18 protein-coding genes and 1 pseudogene are annotated in these 14485 nt (G+C 58.0%); 2 read left to right on the forward strand and 17 right to left on the reverse strand.

Annotated features, from left to right (window positions below):
• Positions 1-7 precede the first annotated feature (7 nt).
• Together MHY13_RS03740 and MHY13_RS03745 are read right to left on the reverse strand one after the other, a co-directional pair.
• Positions 8-1486, reverse strand: coding sequence for a transposase (locus tag MHY13_RS03740; protein ID WP_239280942.1), 1479 nt, complete (start codon positions 1484-1486; stop codon positions 8-10).
• A 17-nt stretch (positions 1487-1503) separates the two neighbouring features.
• Positions 1504-2322 carry a hypothetical protein gene (locus MHY13_RS03745; protein WP_239280951.1) on the reverse strand — a complete coding sequence of 273 codons (819 nt, stop codon included), beginning with the start codon at positions 2320-2322 and terminating at the stop codon, positions 1504-1506.
• A gap of 100 nt (positions 2323-2422) precedes the next feature.
• Here MHY13_RS03745 and MHY13_RS03750 point away from each other — a divergent pair, with 100 nt between their 5' ends.
• Complete coding sequence (locus MHY13_RS03750) at positions 2423-3649, forward strand: transposase (protein WP_239280953.1); 1227 nt, start codon at positions 2423-2425, stop codon at positions 3647-3649.
• Between the two features lie 86 nt (positions 3650-3735).
• On the opposite strand, the gene MHY13_RS03755 is transcribed toward MHY13_RS03750, so the two are convergent.
• The 14 genes and pseudogenes from MHY13_RS03755 to MHY13_RS03820 all read right to left on the reverse strand — a co-directional run bounded on the left by MHY13_RS03755 (position 3736) and on the right by MHY13_RS03820 (position 12768).
• Positions 3736-4113, reverse strand: coding sequence for a hypothetical protein (locus MHY13_RS03755; protein WP_239280955.1), 378 nt, complete (start codon positions 4111-4113; stop codon positions 3736-3738).
• A 93-nt stretch (positions 4114-4206) separates the two neighbouring features.
• The gene (locus MHY13_RS03760; protein WP_239280957.1) at positions 4207-4551 is read right to left on the reverse strand and encodes a DUF3846 domain-containing protein; all 345 of its coding nucleotides are present in this window, start codon (positions 4549-4551) and stop codon (positions 4207-4209) included.
• A 91-nt stretch (positions 4552-4642) separates the two neighbouring features.
• Positions 4643-5335, reverse strand: coding sequence for a hypothetical protein (locus tag MHY13_RS03765; protein WP_239280959.1), 693 nt, complete (start codon positions 5333-5335; stop codon positions 4643-4645).
• An 8-nt stretch (positions 5336-5343) separates the two neighbouring features.
• Positions 5344-5634 carry a hypothetical protein gene (locus tag MHY13_RS03770; RefSeq protein ID WP_239280961.1) on the reverse strand — a complete coding sequence of 97 codons (291 nt, stop codon included), beginning with the start codon at positions 5632-5634 and terminating at the stop codon, positions 5344-5346.
• 81 nt (positions 5635-5715) lie between these two features.
• Entirely contained in the window at positions 5716-5874 is a 159-nt protein-coding gene (locus MHY13_RS03775) for a hypothetical protein (RefSeq protein WP_239280963.1), read from the reverse strand.
• Positions 5875-5982: 108 nt separating this feature from the next.
• On the reverse strand, positions 5983-6273 hold the full coding sequence (locus MHY13_RS03780; RefSeq protein ID WP_239280965.1) for a hypothetical protein: 291 nt from the start codon (positions 6271-6273) through the stop codon (positions 5983-5985).
• 1 nt (position 6274) lies between these two features.
• Entirely contained in the window at positions 6275-6949 is a 675-nt protein-coding gene (locus tag MHY13_RS03785) for a hypothetical protein (protein ID WP_239280975.1), read from the reverse strand.
• Positions 6950-7118: 169 nt separating this feature from the next.
• Complete coding sequence (locus MHY13_RS03790) at positions 7119-8831, reverse strand: DEAD/DEAH box helicase family protein (protein WP_239280985.1); 1713 nt, start codon at positions 8829-8831, stop codon at positions 7119-7121.
• Positions 8832-8971: 140 nt separating this feature from the next.
• On the reverse strand, positions 8972-9922 hold the full coding sequence (locus MHY13_RS03795; protein WP_239280987.1) for a DNA-processing protein DprA: 951 nt from the start codon (positions 9920-9922) through the stop codon (positions 8972-8974).
• A 210-nt stretch (positions 9923-10132) separates the two neighbouring features.
• A complete protein-coding gene (locus tag MHY13_RS03800) occupies positions 10133-10324 on the reverse strand; it encodes a hypothetical protein (protein WP_239280997.1) in 192 nt (63 codons plus the stop codon).
• Between the two features lies 1 nt (position 10325).
• The gene (locus MHY13_RS03805; protein WP_239280999.1) at positions 10326-10724 is read right to left on the reverse strand and encodes a hypothetical protein; all 399 of its coding nucleotides are present in this window, start codon (positions 10722-10724) and stop codon (positions 10326-10328) included.
• A gap of 208 nt (positions 10725-10932) precedes the next feature.
• Positions 10933-11508 (reverse strand): annotated as a pseudogene (locus MHY13_RS03810) (HNH endonuclease family protein); the annotation flags it as partial.
• Positions 11509-11949: 441 nt separating this feature from the next.
• Positions 11950-12123 (reverse strand): hypothetical protein, encoded by a 174-nt coding sequence (locus tag MHY13_RS03815; RefSeq protein ID WP_239281001.1) that lies wholly within the window; start codon positions 12121-12123, stop codon positions 11950-11952.
• A gap of 9 nt (positions 12124-12132) precedes the next feature.
• The gene (locus MHY13_RS03820; RefSeq protein WP_239281003.1) at positions 12133-12768 is read right to left on the reverse strand and encodes a hypothetical protein; all 636 of its coding nucleotides are present in this window, start codon (positions 12766-12768) and stop codon (positions 12133-12135) included.
• Positions 12769-12950: 182 nt separating this feature from the next.
• Between MHY13_RS03820 and MHY13_RS03825 the strand changes: the two genes are divergently transcribed.
• Positions 12951-13931 carry a ribonuclease HI gene (locus tag MHY13_RS03825; RefSeq protein ID WP_239281005.1) on the forward strand — a complete coding sequence of 327 codons (981 nt, stop codon included), beginning with the start codon at positions 12951-12953 and terminating at the stop codon, positions 13929-13931.
• A 353-nt stretch (positions 13932-14284) separates the two neighbouring features.
• On the opposite strand, the gene MHY13_RS03830 is transcribed toward MHY13_RS03825, so the two are convergent.
• Positions 14285-14485, reverse strand: a 201-nt coding sequence (locus MHY13_RS03830; protein WP_239281007.1) for an integrase core domain-containing protein, incomplete at its 5' end; no start/stop codon positions are given.

Genomic DNA, 14485 nt, shown 5'->3' on the forward strand with positions numbered 1-14485 from the left:
TCTCTAGCTAAGTGCTAGGACAGATAGGTTTACGGATCGATGGGCTACGCTGTCCTGCGGTTAAACCACGAGGATCAGACTGATAAGCCCTCACCGAGGGGTGCTTCCCACCCCAAAAGTCAGTAATTTCTTCATCATGATCACGCAGTGCTCTATCAAGGATATTGATCGCAGCGTTGTGATCGGCGTTATCACTATGGCCACACTTCTTGCACAAGAATACCGTTTGGCTTTCGCGGTTTTCTTGGGCTACATGTCCACAGGACGAACACCTACGGGAAGTGTTTTTAGGATCAACCTCAATAATCTGGCCCCCAGAAAGACGAGCCTTGTACTGCAAGAACTCACCAAACTGAGATAAAGCGGAGAGACGAAGTTTTCGGTTGAGCGACTTCTTGGCGCTTTGACCATTGGGAAGAAACTCGCCTGGATTATGAGGATCTACCTTGGCTTTCGCCTTTTTCGACATGCCTGCCAGGTTGAGTTTTTCAATAGCAATAATGTCATGGTCTTCTATCAGGCTTCGAGATACCTTGTGCTGAGCGTCTTGAACAACGCGAGATATTTTCGCCTTGGTTTTGGCAATTTCCTTGTCTCGACGAATCGAAGATTTACTGTGCTTTCCAGATTTCTTCGCAGCATGGGAACTGCCAAATCCCAGATCCTTGGCTGATCTTTCTTGGCTTCGCTGTAGGCGACGAACTTTGTTATCCAAAGAAGTGATCGTATCCCACGGAAGATCCTCAAAATATCCCTGACTATCAGCAGTCATGTGGACAATTCCACGATCAATACCAATAGCAGAGCCTTGTCCTCGTTGTGCACGAGAGGCTACAGCTAGTGGTTCGTTGATAAAGACCAGTTTCTTCTTCGTCCAGTTGACCTGTACAGAGGTATAGGGGCGAATCTCTTGGGAAAGACGAACGTGAATCCTGATGATAAAGCGCTGGCCTTTGTCTCCAGAACGGCGTTTCCCTTTTGGGTTCATTCCTGTAATGGAGACTATTCCAGTCTTTCGCCCAACCTTGTCAAACCTAGCGTTACGTCCACCATTAAACCAGCACACAAAGGTATGGTCGTGTTTCTTATACGACTTGAACTTTGGCATTTTACCTGGATTTCGGCCAGATTCTTTGAGTGTCTTTCTTCGCTTTGCAGAAGAAAGACACTCTTTAGCTTCAATCTGTTCTGGGCTTTGCAAGACTAATGAGGGAACGGCTTTAAGGAAGCTACGTTCTTCTCGTGCCTGCTTATCTGTCATATTGACAATGGATTCTCCCAGTGGGATTAATACCTTATCCTTGCCATACTTTTTGCGCTGAGACCTGTGATCGTTAAACCGTGTACGCCAGGCAGAACACAGCCATTCCATGACCTGATTAGGACTTGAGGAAAAAATAGGCTGCGATGAGTCACCTTGTTTATCACCAAGGTAGGGTGTAGCACCTTTAATGCTCACCCTGGTGATTTGGACAACTTGACTCATGTCCTTAACTTTACCACCTACTTTTTATTAGTGGTAGTGTCGTTCTTGGAAAGATCCTTAGCGTGCCAATTCCTCCCCACGCCTAAAGGCGGGGGCACCCTTGGCACATTGGGGTGGTCGGTTTCTTTCAGCGTAGTGGATGATGAAACTGATCTTTGTTCTACTGCGGAGAATCCTCGTGCCCATAAAGGGTGCAGTTGCTGGAGGGTTCCGGTGCGTCCGCCGTCACATTCCAGGCTTTGGGAAAAGTCGGGGGCTTGGTCGAACTTGTAGACCGTGTAGCACGTGTCGTTGGGGTGGAGGAGCACGGCTTGGCTGTCGTCCTGCATCATCCACAGGGTGGCTGTGGCCTCGCCTGTAGTGGTGAAACTAGCGTCGGTGATGGCCTGGAAAGTGTTGACCATGAAGCGTCCCTCGTTGGACACGTCGCCCAGAATGTCGTTTTCCCATTCATCGTGGGGCAGGTGCGGAACCGTAAACGACTCTGCTGCGGGGTGGGTGAACTCGGGAAGTTGGAGGACTGCGGCCCCCAGGTTGTCGGTGGTGGGGGCGGTGTATGAGACAGGGGAAGTGGTTGCAGGGTCGTAGATTTCGACGTGGGCTACCTCGTTGTCGGTGGTTTCGACGCTGATGCGCAGTAGCCCGTCAATGTGGAGGTACACGCCTTGCTTGGTGGTGTTGTCTAGCAGGTCGAAGTAGGACTTGGTGAGGATGCCTACGCGGTCGAGGGCCACGGTGCCAGCAGTGCAGATGGCGGTAAGGAAATCGCGGCGCACCAGGTGGGTGAACTCTAGGCTCGCGGCTGGTGGGGTGATGCTGATGGGCGTGGGGTTCATCGAAATGTCTCATCGAAACCCCGTCCGTAAGGGCGGGGAGGGATTGAGACAATCCTTTCTTGTCTTGCCATTTACAAATTAACTAGTTAGTATGTTAACTATGTCGAACACGAAAGTAAAGCGGGCGTTTAAGTTCCGCTTCTACCCAACCCCAGAACAGGAGAAAGAACTTCTCCAAACTTGGGGCTGTGTTCGGCTTGTCTATAACAAGGCGCTAGATATGCGTCATACTGCCTGGTATAAGAACCATGAGCGAGTTAACTACTCTCAAACAAGCGCGGCGCTGACCCAGTGGAAAAAGCAAGACGAGTTTTCTTTCCTTAAAGAAGTATCGTCCGTCCCGCTTCAGCAATGCCTTCGACATTTGCAGTCTGCTTTTGCCAACTTCTTTGAAAAAAGAATGGGGTATCCGAAGTTCAAGTCACGTAAAAAGTCGCGGCTTGGTCTTGAGTATTCAACCTCTGGATTTAGGTTCAAGGGAGACGATTTGTATATTGCTCGGCTCAAAGAACCTCTTGCTGCCCACTGGTCGAGGGATTTTGATCGAGACAGCGTTTCTACCGTGACAATCACTAAAGACAAAGCTGACCGTTGGTTCGTGTCTTGTCTTGGTGAGGTTGTGGTGGAGAAACGTCGTATTACAGGCAAAACTGTAGGCCTAGACATGGGTGCCAAAGACACACTTGTTCTTTCCACAGGTCAGAAACTTTCCCCCCGAGACGATCGGGATATGAAAAAGAAACTGGCTAAGGTAAACAAGTATCAGCGCCGCTTGTCGAAGAAAAAGATCGGATCAAAAAACTTTGCTAAAGCGAAAACCAAGCTAAGCAAAGCCCATGTTCAGGTAGTAGACGCTCGTAAGGATTGGATTCACAAAACCACTACACAACTCGTAAAAGAGTTTGATGTCGTGTGTATCGAGGATCTTAATGTTCGCGGTATGACCACATCGACACGAGGTAAAGGACGAAAAGCTAAAGCTGGTCTAAATCGTAGAGTTCTAGAGCAGTCTTTTGCTGAAATACGTCACTGTTTGGAGTACAAAGCCAAAGACAGTGGTGGGGAAGTTGTCGCCATAGACAGGTTCTTCCCCTCGTCTAAGACATGTTCGTCTTGTGGCTATATCAATGATCTACTTACCTTAAATCAACGTTTCTGGACATGCCCACGCTGTCAGGAACATCTGGATCGTGATATTAATGCTGCGAAGAATATCCAAGCCGCAGGACTTGCGGTTATAGCCTGTGGAGACGGTGTAAGACCTGCTAAAAAGCCAGTGGCTTTACAAGCAGGCACCCGTCAACGAAGCAGGAATCCCCGCCCGTGAGGGCGGGGAGGAAGTCAAGCGCGTGTCCTTAGTGGTTGTGGTTGGTTGCTGTGGGCCATTGTTTCAAGGCGGGTGCAGCTAAAGCCCTACCCGTGCGGTTGGTGCGGGTGGGAGGTGTCCTCCTCGGTGGTGTGGGAGGGCGATATGGTCTCCATCATTCCGGTGTCCAGGTTGGTGATGGTGGTGTGTGCGCAGGCGAAACAGTAGCGGGCGAGCAGGTGTTGTTCGCAGCGTCCGTGTCGGTAGGCGTTGAGATCGACCACGTTGTCGAAGTGGGGGCGGACAGTGGCGAAGCACACCAGAATGCGATCCCATTGGTGGCACTGTTCGCACTGGCGCAGCGGGGTGGGTTCGTCGTGGAGGACGTGCTGCGCGAGGCGTGCGGCGGGGGCAAGGTCAACAGACCAGTTCGACCAGTTCAGATGCTGACCTGCGTAGAAGTCGGGCAGGTGCGGAGTGGTCATTGTCTCCTCCCCAGGTTGGGCGCGTTGTTTCATCCCATTGTTGCAGACCAGTGTGCACGCCAACCGGGGCTTGGCAGGAGGGGGGAGTGTTTACTACGCGTTGAGGATAGCCAGGATTTCTTGGTGCGCGTCCTCCGGCAGGCTGCCAATGTGTGGTGGGTTGTCTCCGGTGAACACCACCGTTCCCACCAGCAGGGCGTTGAGCTTGTGGTGGGTTAGGGTCTCCACGATGGTGGTGGCTGCTGGGTTGGCAGGCAGTTTCTTTAGCATGCCCTCCTCGTCCATCCAGGCGATGATGGTGGAGTCCTGGTGGGTGAAGCGGAGGGGTTCAACGTAGCCGCCGTCGAGCGCGGTGGAAAGAAAGCTATCTTCCCCCTCGGCGAAGTCAATGATGGTGTGGGTGCCGTCTGGGCTTACTTTAATGGCCTGTAGGGACATGTTTTCCTCCAGTTCAGGGGCGGTAATTGTTGTTGTGTCCAGTTTACCTTTCGGTTTGGACATGACCTGTTGAAGCAGGTGCGAGAAGCGACTAGCTGGGGTTGATGGTCTCTACGGTCAGGCGGTCGCATCGGCTGCTGTGGGAGTACCACTGGTCTAGGCTTCCCTCGTCTAGCAGCTCTTGTGCTGCCTCCTCCAGGGTGTCCCACTCACCGTCACTGTCGGCAACGACCTCGTGCAGGTCGAGTTGGCTGGCGGGAATGCGGTACACGTCACGGCGGGTGGCGGTTACCTCGAACGTGTCCTCACCGGGGGCTGTGGCAATTTCGGCTTGATTATCCATCCACAGTTGGTGCGCGGTCATCGCGTAGGTGAGGTTGCGGATCGGGGTGAGAACAACAGCGGCCTCGTCCTGGGTGAGGGTGCGCGGCACAAACGGCTTGGGTGAGGACATGCTGGGGGCAACCCCGGGGGAGGATTCCACGCCCACCAGCAGGAAATCCCCGGTGAAGCTAAGTACCTGGGGGTTGTCGTCGGCGAGGGAGGAAATCAGCATCATGGCTGCCATGTTGGGTTCCAGGTCTTGGGTTCCTGGCCCCTCCAGGTAGATCAAGGCAACGTGAATGCCTGCGCGGGGTGTGTATTCAATGCGCCCAAGCTCGGGGTGGTGGTCAGGGTGTACGCCGGAGGTGTCCTCCAGTAGGGGGCGCATAGCGTCGTAGTCGTCGAGGGTGATTTGTTCAGTATCCCCGCGTGGGGTGAGGCGGATGGCGGTAAAAGACATGGGGTTCCTTACGTGGTAGTCGGGTTGGGGTTGAGTTCATCAGCGATGCGCTCGGCCAGCCTTTTGGCGTGGTGCAGGTGCCGGGCGGGTTTCCCGTCGCGTACTGCACGCCAGGCTTCGGTAACCACTTTGGTGAGCTGGCCTAGCTCCTGGTTGGTGAGGCTGGTTGGGGTGGTGGCAACCTCGGGGAGTAGGCAGTAGGCCTCGGTGATGGCTTCCACCGCGTCGTCGGGTGCGGCGATGGCGGCGAAGCCAATGTCGTTGACAAAGCGGGTGGCCTGCTGTGCGGTAAGCGTCATGGTGTTCCCTTATGCCGGATGGCCCCGGTGTGGGGCGCTAGACGGGGTTGATGATTTCTAGTCGGTTAAGCAGACGGGGCACTAGAGGGGCTTGTCCTTGTCCTTGTAGAGTTCGGCCCCACATTCGCGGCACTCCCACGAAATGGTCTTGTCATCTTCAAAGGTGATTTCAAGATCGTGATCGTAGGAATACCCGCACACGTCCTCCTGCTCGTCGGGTACGTCGTTGTCGGCATTCATGGTTGTTTTCCTTTGCGTAGTGGTTGGCTGTATGCACCGTGGTGTGCACCTGGGGATGATTATGGCCCACCTGTGCTGCCGCGCGCCCGAGTATTCGGCTCGGGGCGGCTAGTCGTTTTCGGGGTGGTAATCCGATGCGGGCAGGTGGGTGTTCGACAGCACTTTGTGGGTGTAGAAAACATCGAGGACGGCCGCTGTGGAACCGGCAGTAAAGCCGCACAGGTACAGCACACCAACCACCTCGGGCAGGACGTTGCGGGCTAGAACAAGGAAGCAAAACGCCGCGATGGTAACCGCCCATGTGGCTGTGCGCAGGGCGCTGCTGTAGCGCAGATAGTTCATTGAGACCCAGCCGGTGGTGACTGCCCCCACAAGGATTGATAGGTCTAAAGCGCTCACGCTACCCCTCCGCAATCAGTGTGAAGCTGCCGGAGGTGAGGTCATCTACGCTGTCTACCTGCTTGGCTGTAACCAGGCCACCACCGTGGATGCGTACGTGCACATCTGGCTGAATCTGCTCCATCCAGTACTTTTTCGACCAGCGGGCAGGCGGGAAGTTTTCGTGGTGCCAGGCTTGCTCAACCCTGCCGTCGGCTAGTTCGATGCGTAGCGGCTTCCACACCAGCCGGTAGATGGTTCCCGAAGCTCCGCGCAGGTGGGTGGACAAGGTGGGCAGGTCATCGTCGTGGCCATCGTCGGCCCAGTCGGAGATCTGCTCGTAGAGTTCAGCCAGACTGCCATGCGCGTGGCAGGTGTGCCACTCGGGCTGGGCGGTGGACTTCCACACCCAGCCGGTGATGCTTTCTTTTCCGGCGTTTCCGTCCGGCAGCATCTCCAGGTCGATGGTGAATGCGAGGGTAAGCACCGTGCCGTCGGTGCGGGTCAGGGAGGCGCGCTCGGGGGCGATTCCCTGTCCGATGTCGGCGTAGTTGGTGGTGGTGTCCACGCTGCGTACCCCACCAAGGTGGGATGCGTCGCGGGCAACATCCCAGATGGTGAAGCGGTCAAGATCGTCGAAGAACTGGTCTAGCGGCGGGGCGGGCGCAGCAAATCCTGTGGCCTGTGCTGCGGGCATACTAAAACTCCTTGTGGTGGCGGTTGGTGTGGTTTCCGATTGTGGCACACCAGCGTGCACACCCTCCCGAGGTCTTTAACACCCACCCTGGACACGACCCATCTGGCATTCGCACACACGACCTACATACGGCTTGTGTGCAGGCGAAATGGGGCAGTAGTTGGGGCGGCTAGTCCTCCCCCAGGGCTTGGGCTGCGGGCAGCCAGTCAGCCCCGAAGAGTGCGGCCACTGACTCCAGGTTGGATCGGTCAGCATCAACGCTGGTGGCGATGGTGGACAGGCGCGAGACCATGCGCTCGGCGGCAGCCTCCTCAATGGTTCCGGTGGCATACAGCAGGCTCCACGGGCAGGTCTGGTGGTCACGGTGCGTTCTGCCCATGATCTGCTCGGCGGAAATGCCGCTGTAGCGTGCCTGGTGCAAATAGCCGCGTCGTGGGGTGGCGGTAGCACGGGTTCCGTCGGCCAGCTCCTCGTTAGCGTGCAGCGAGACTGACGAGGCAATCGACATGATCGCAACCTTGGCGTGGCCTTTCTGAAACGCCAGCCGCTGCTGCTCCATATCGTCCCGCCCGCCATACAGGTGGGCAACCCGAACCCCCTTGTCGGCGAGGGCTTCGGCGATGGGTTCTGCCCCGGTGGTGATGTGCTCAACGGAGACAACCACCTGGTAGCCATCCTCCACATCTGCCACCACACGCTCCACGGTGTGCTGGCAGCGCAGCAGGCTTGCCTGTTGCCTAAACCGGGTGATTGCCGCCAGGCCGCGAGCCTTATCGGCTCCTTGGCGAGCCAGGTGCATTTCGCGTTGAAAATCGCCCCACTCCAGTAGGTACTTGGCGCGCTGTTCTGGGGTGAGGTCTACCGGCTGGCCTGACAGCTGGGGCGCACCCCAGGAGGCTTTACGGTTGAGCATGACAGGTGGGGTGGTGGTCAGCATCCAGTCGCGCACGCGGGCGGTGGCTTCATCTCGGACAGTTGCCGAGGCTTCGGCCTGCGCGTCCCATCCCCATTGGCCGTAGGATTCCTCCAGTGGAAGCCCCATATCGGCTAGTCGAGCGCCAAGGTTTTTCCACTGGGCGGCGCTTTCGCCTTGGGTTTGTGCCAGCAGGGAGGATAGGTAGCGGTATTCCGCTGGGGTGTGTCCTGGGGTGGCGGTGACAGCAATTGTGAAAGGAACCTCGGGGCCGGGTTCCTTGTCCAGGCGGGCTAGACGGCGCATTCGGGAGGTGCGTTGCGAGTCCCGGCGAAATTGGTGGGCTTCGTCGGCAATGTAGACGCAGGGGTTGATCCGGGGCTTTCCGTTTGGCCCCATGAGCTGTTTAAGCCCTCCGTCGGAGGAGACCACAATCCAGCGCAGTCCACCGTCACCAATGGCTGCGATGTTGGAGCGCCACATTGGCCCTGTCAGCCGGAATGGCCTGTCGGAGGAGATGACTACGGTGTCGCCCCCGCGTAGGTGGCAGATGGCTTTGGCTGCGATTAGGCAGGTGATGGTTTTGCCTGTACCCACCCCAGAGCCGACGTACATTCCACGCCATCCAGCAGCTGCGGCCTCCACAATGGCGCGCGCGTCTTCCAGCTGACTGTCTCGCGGGGTTTTGGCAGCAGCACTGCCATGCAGGGTGGGTTCTGCGCTGTGGTTGAGTTGGTCTTGCACCCAGGCTTCGTAGCTGTAGGGCAGTGCTGCGTAGGGGGCGAGTTCGTCCGGCAGCTTGTCGGCGACCACGAGGTGGCGTTTCAGGTCTTTGCGGTAGTCGGCTGCGGGGTGGCGCATGCCGAACGGCAGGTGCACGAGCCACAGCTTCTCGCCCGCTGCCGGGGTGGGCAGCGGTGGGGTTTTCGTGCGGCGGGTGGTGTTTTTCCTACGCTTCGTTTTGGCCATACGGTCAGTATTCCAGGTGCCTGTGCACATGCTTTGCGGACAGTTGCCGCTGGCGTGTGTCCCGGAATGCCGCGCACTCCGGGACGCGAGCTGCACAAACACCCCAACGGTGTGGTGTCCGTCGGGGGGTGTGGTTGCTGTTAGGCGGCTTCGTCGAGCGCGTCGATCACCTCCTGCGCGTCCAGAACCAGGTCTGCTTTGCCGTCACGAATGAGCGTGTGGCAACCAGTGGAACCAGGGCCGGTGACGGGGCCGGGGATGGCCATTGTGCGCTTTCCGGCTGCGTGGGCGTAGTTTGCAACATTGATGGCTCCCGAGCGCACGGCTGCTTCGGCGATAAGCGCCCCACGGGTGAGTGCGACAGCCAGGGCGTTTCGGTAGAGGAAGCAGGCGCGGTTGGGGGTTGTGCCCATCGGGTAGGGCGTGACCAGCATTCCGCGTGGGGAGCGCGCCACCTGCTGGTAGAGCTTTGCGTTGCGGGCCGGGTACGGCGCGTCCAGTCCGGTGGGCTGGAAAACAACGGTGGGGGCCTCAAGTTCGAGGGATTGTTCCAGAGCCACGGTTTCAACCCCCAGTGCGCCGCCGCTGGTGATTGTGGTGCCTTCCTGTGCCATCCCCTGCGTGAAAGTTTGGGCGGCCTCGAAACCGTAGCGGGTAATAGCGCGCGTGCCGGTAACGTGCACCGCGCGGCTGGCCGCCAGCTCGTCGAGCGTGCCGCTGCCCTGCACCCACAGGGAGGTGGGGGTGGGAATGTGGGTGTCCATGCCACGGTCTGCAAAGTCAGAGTTGAGGGCCGCGTAGAAGCTGTTAATCGTGTCGGTGGGCCATTCGTCGTCTTCGACGGTGACAAGGCGTGTGCCCAGCTTTTCGGCGACCGCCAGGTCTTCGTCTTGGCGGAGGATGTGGTGGGTGGTTGCGGTGTGTTCCAGAAGCTGGTCGCCGATCCAGGTTTCACGGTTGAAAATGCCGGTGGCGATTTCGGCGGCGGTGTGGTCTTCCAACAGGTTGTTGATCTGCTGGTGTGCGCCGTTGGTGACGCGGTTGAGGTAGGCCCAGGTGTGGGCCGGGGTGGAAGTGTTGAGCGTAGCCATCGGTGGCTCCTTTCGATTGGGAACACGGCTAGTTTCACAATCGACTGTTAGAGTCTGCCCGACTACGGCAAGCCCACAGGCCGCTAAAGGCTCGCCACCAGGATAACCGCGCGTCTAAACGCCCGGAGGGTCGGACAGTCGGCGGGGGTTGAGCCGAGTGGTGCAAGCAAAAAGCCGCCCACGCGGCGGTGGGCGGCGAAGTGGGGCAAGCTACGCTGGCAGGTCGCGTTTCAGCGACTCGCGCGCATCGGCTAGAGCTTTGGCGCGCACTTTACGAATGTATGCAGGCGTGAGCTGGCTGCGGGTGACGTGATCATTGCCGAAAGTCAGCAGTGAGTAGTCAAGCTTGCGCGCGTTTTTGATGCGAGGTTTGGGGGTTTTACGTCCAGGGAAGAAACCCATTCTAATCACCACTTTCCTTGTCTTCTCTCGATTTTACGGCATTTATCGGGTTTGCGAGCTTGCGCTTTATCTTTGTAGCCAGGTTCTCCTCCTGCGTGTTTTGCCGATCCAGTTTGTCCACGAGAACGTAAATGGTTTCCGCCAATCTTTCGTCCCCGCTGGGGCGGTCTTTGATAAGCGCCGTAAAAACCTCGGTGGCCATGTACTGTTCGGTCAGATTATCCGAAGTGTACTTGTCTAACGTCCACTGCATGCGCTCCCACCAGCGGTTGCGTTCGTCGCTGTCCCGTTTTTGCTCCAGCGTGTTACGAGCAGTCTTCGCCGCGTAAAAAGCAACACCCACCGTTATCACCGAGGCCACAAGTTGCAGTCCGCGAAGAATTAGTTCGGCTACTTCCATAGCGTTTTTCCTTTCAACAATGGCTTGTTGCCAAGCCGTGAAACAATACCAGGAAGATTATCGCTAGGGGTGCTTTAAGCCTGCCCGAAACAATGTCTAGGCCACCCGATGTCCAAGGACCGCTCACTGCGATTGCGCTGAAACCCTGGGCGGACAGTTTGGCTCGCTGGCCCCCGCGCGAGGGTTAGCAGCGGTCGAGGTTTGCTTGCAGTGCATCGCGCTCGGCTTGGGTGACCCAAAGACCGTAGGTGGATTTCACGCGAATTTGCATGGCGGCGTACTCGCAGCGGAACGCTTTGTTGGGCGGCTGCCAGGTGGCTGCGTCGCCGTCGCCTTTGGACGCGTTGGCTGGCCCGTCTACAGCGATCAGATTGATGGGGTCGTTGGCGAAGTTGCGGCGGGTGCCCTCGTCCCATTGCTGGGCACCCTTTTGCCACGAATCGCTTAGGGCTACCACATGGTCGAGTTGGATCGCCCTGGAAGTGTCTTTGCCGCGCTTAAAATCAATGGTCTTGCCCGTGTATGGATCGTCGAGCTTGCCGGTAAGCACAACGCAATCATTAGTTCCGGGTTTTATCACCACATCCGTGAGTTGGGCTTTCAGGCGGTCTTGCCTGGTGTCGCATCCGTTGTGACCGCCCTCGACGGTTACGTCGTCGCTCCACGCTTGGCCAAACTGGTCGCGGGAATACCCGGTCTTGGGCGCGCGGCCTTTCACCTCCAACCCGTCGAGCTGTCGGTAGGACTCGTCCAGGTTGATGGTCATGTAGCGCCCCTGCACAATCCGTCCGTTGGCGGTGTCTGCTGGCGCTGGTTGGGCGGGCGCGTTCGCGGCTCCGCCTGCTTTTTGGTTGGGGTTGGCCACGCCGTATTCTTCGGCGTAGTCCCACACTCCCTTGTCGTCTTTTTTGCGCTCGTCCAAGCTCCAGCCGTCGCCGCCGCCTGGGTCGGTGTTGTCGAAGAAGCTACCAATACTGTCGGAGGAGCCAGCCCCATCCTGACCTATGACGCGGCGCAGCGTATCCGCAAACCCCTCGCCTGTGTGCGCGTCGTTGGTGTCCTGCTCCGCTTGCTTGTGGGCGGGTTGTTCAACCGCAGCCTGCTCGGCCTCACCATCACCTCCAAGGTCAGTGTTTCCGTAGATCAACCCAACAACCGCAACTGCGGCAACCAGGGTAAGTCCTCCACCTGTTTTGCTTGCCATCCTGCTCCTTTCCAACCAGGGTTAGGCCACCCGGCCTACCGTGCGCAGGCGCAACGTCTGCTCATGCGTGTGCACCTGGTCAGGCCACACGCTGCCGGGCGGGGCGGGAAGCGTGGGGTGCTCCACGCCGTTGTCATCGAGGTACACGGCCTGCTCGGAGGGGGCCGAGTCGCCGCACTGGGGTTGGCTGACCACTACACAGCCCTACAGGTCAATGGTGGGGGCTGCATCGTCGCCACCCTCCTGGGCGGCGGTGTCAGCAAACCGTCCTGCCGGGTGACGCTGGCCGCTGGCCTGCTCAACGACAGCCAAGCCGTCATCATCATGCACAACGCGAGTGCGGGCAATGGTGCGGGTGGGCGAGACCATGCCGGTTTGATTGTCGTCATAATCGCCGGGAAGTGGGGCAGAGTCCGGATCGTAGATAAGCCGGTTCTCACCCTGGAGGTTCATGCTGTAGTTCCAACGGGCCGCAATGCGAAGAAACGCCAAGCGTTGCAGATCGTTGCCATCGTCAGCAGCCTGGCGCATCAAGGCGGCCACATCCACCAGGTTTGCTGGGTCAGCGGCGGTTACTGCTCGGGTGACTGCCGGATTGGTAAACAGGTTGAACACAAACGGGTCGCCGCCATCATCAGCGGGTACACGCACGCTTCCCGGCAGGTCGGAATCCATATTGGGAAACCACGGGGAAGCACCAGCCTGCTTGACCACGCGGTTTTCCACGGTGTCGGCAATGTAGTGCAGGAACTGGGTCACTGATTCTTCGGTGAAGTGCGCGAGGGTGATGTTGTTGACTTCCATGCCCAGGCGCACGGCGGAAAGGGCGTTGCTTGCCATATTGCTTGTCGCTCCTGACGGGTTGGGTTTGATTCACAAAACACCTTACGGGCAGGGTGTGCACACCCAGCCCGAACCTTTAGGCAACCTCGGGCCAGCCTGCACACTCGGGTCGTAACGTTGGTGTCAGAAACAAACACAACCCACACAGGGTTTCCCGCATTCAACGAAAGGACTCTTCAATGACCATCGCCATCGCAGAAACCAGCTGCCCTGCCCCGTTTGTGCTGCACTACGAAATGGTGCGACGGGGAAGCAGGTACTACGGCTTCATCACCTCCGCCGTGGGGGAAGATACGCCCACCGTCGTGCACCAGCCGTTAAAAAACGGCAAGGACGAACTGGAAGAGCTGATGGTTCAACAGTTCCGCCGCTGCTGGGATTCCCACCCCGAACACCACCACAGTATGGTGCTCTACACAACCTCACCCATCCTGCGGAAACTACTGGCCGAACAGCACAACCTTTTCCCCGGCCTCATGCTGCGAAGCGTAGCCACCGGCCCCGCACTAACCGCAACATGGTCATCGGCACGAGCAGCGCTCACCGACAGTATCCTCCGCTTCGACATGCAGCGTGAGGAGCACCGCCGCATGTCCCGCAAAGGCCAACGAATGGTCGTGGCCACCGACGCATCAAAAGGCACACACAGCCCCGCCATTGGGTGGGCCGCCGCGTGCTCGGATGGCCAACTTCGATCCGGGTCAATCCACGGAAACAGCATCGAGGAGGGCGAGTTTCACGCCGTGCAGCGTGCCATTAAAAACTTCGCCGCACCCCACCTGGGAATCCTCGACGTGCTCACCGACAGCTTGGAGGTCTACCGCTTCATCAACCTGCCCCACATTCGCCAGCGCATCGACAACCCCTGCAAACAGGCCACCGCCTGCCTTACAGCCATCGACCGGGCGCAGCGCGAGGGAATCGTAGTCAACGTGCACTGGGTGCGTGGCCACAACGGCCACATCCTCAATGACTTCGCCGACCGCGCCGCCGTCAATGCACGCCGATGCACCCAGTGGAAGCTAGGCCAGGCGCACTCCCAGTCTTTGGAAGCCGGTATTCGCTCCGACCTGCGCGGTGAGGTGCGTGGGGTGAACAATCCGGTGGTGCTGCTACCGGATTTTGTAGGCGATGATGCACGCGAAGCCAAGGCCGCCTAAACTGACGTGTGGTGTCAGATGAGGATCTGCCCCCATTACACCGTGTAGGCAAACAGTGTTTGCACCATTGGTTGTATTGGTCGGTTGTGTAAACCCCCACCCTTTTCCGGTGGGGGTTTTATATTGCAACCAGCACAAACACCATTCCAGGGGTAAGAAACGGACAGTACAGAAAACCCCTCCCACAAGGGGAGGGGCAGTAGGAGCGCTAGGCAGCTTCCACACACTCCACGTGAAGATAAGGCAGCTTTTGGTCTAATGCCGCCCCGACCAGATCCGCCGTGCCCATACGATCAAGGTCAAGACCTGGGGTTGCCCGCAAATTGTGGACACGTAGTGGAGCTACCTAGTGGTTAGGCGGCTATTTCTTTTCTGCTGGTGGTTAGACCGATGCGGTTCTCGAAGTCGGCGGGGCTTATCATCCCGAGTGCGGAGTGCCGACGTCGGCGGTTGTAGACGACTTCAATCCAGTAGGCAACGGCCTTGCGTGCAGCATCACGGGTCGCCCAGCGCTTACGGTCGTAGAATTCGGTTTTAAGCGTCGACCAGAATTC

Origin of the sequence: Corynebacterium sp. ACRPE (assembly GCF_022347435.1) — a bacterium.
Taxonomy (GTDB): Bacteria; Actinomycetota; Actinomycetes; order Mycobacteriales; family Mycobacteriaceae; genus Corynebacterium; species Corynebacterium tuberculostearicum_D.

Bases quoted from the DNA above. Each gene is read 5' to 3' on its own strand.
- MHY13_RS03740 (WP_239280942.1), bottom strand. From the start codon at position 1,486: ATGAGTCAAGTTGTCCAAATCACCAGGGTGAGCATTAAAGGTGCTACA.
- MHY13_RS03745 (WP_239280951.1), bottom strand. From the start codon at position 2,322: ATGAACCCCACGCCCATCAGCATCACCCCACCAGCCGCGAGCCTAGAG.
- MHY13_RS03750 (WP_239280953.1), top strand. From the start codon at position 2,423: ATGTCGAACACGAAAGTAAAGCGGGCGTTTAAGTTCCGCTTCTACCCA.
- MHY13_RS03755 (WP_239280955.1), bottom strand. From the start codon at position 4,113: ATGACCACTCCGCACCTGCCCGACTTCTACGCAGGTCAGCATCTGAAC.
- MHY13_RS03760 (WP_239280957.1), bottom strand. From the start codon at position 4,551: ATGTCCCTACAGGCCATTAAAGTAAGCCCAGACGGCACCCACACCATC.
- MHY13_RS03765 (WP_239280959.1), bottom strand. From the start codon at position 5,335: ATGTCTTTTACCGCCATCCGCCTCACCCCACGCGGGGATACTGAACAA.
- MHY13_RS03770 (WP_239280961.1), bottom strand. From the start codon at position 5,634: ATGACGCTTACCGCACAGCAGGCCACCCGCTTTGTCAACGACATTGGC.
- MHY13_RS03775 (WP_239280963.1), bottom strand. From the start codon at position 5,874: ATGAATGCCGACAACGACGTACCCGACGAGCAGGAGGACGTGTGCGGG.
- MHY13_RS03785 (WP_239280975.1), bottom strand. From the start codon at position 6,949: ATGCCCGCAGCACAGGCCACAGGATTTGCTGCGCCCGCCCCGCCGCTA.
- MHY13_RS03790 (WP_239280985.1), bottom strand. From the start codon at position 8,831: ATGGCCAAAACGAAGCGTAGGAAAAACACCACCCGCCGCACGAAAACC.
- MHY13_RS03795 (WP_239280987.1), bottom strand. From the start codon at position 9,922: ATGGCTACGCTCAACACTTCCACCCCGGCCCACACCTGGGCCTACCTC.
- MHY13_RS03800 (WP_239280997.1), bottom strand. From the start codon at position 10,324: ATGGGTTTCTTCCCTGGACGTAAAACCCCCAAACCTCGCATCAAAAAC.
- MHY13_RS03805 (WP_239280999.1), bottom strand. From the start codon at position 10,724: ATGGAAGTAGCCGAACTAATTCTTCGCGGACTGCAACTTGTGGCCTCG.
- MHY13_RS03820 (WP_239281003.1), bottom strand. From the start codon at position 12,768: ATGGCAAGCAACGCCCTTTCCGCCGTGCGCCTGGGCATGGAAGTCAAC.
- MHY13_RS03825 (WP_239281005.1), top strand. From the start codon at position 12,951: ATGACCATCGCCATCGCAGAAACCAGCTGCCCTGCCCCGTTTGTGCTG.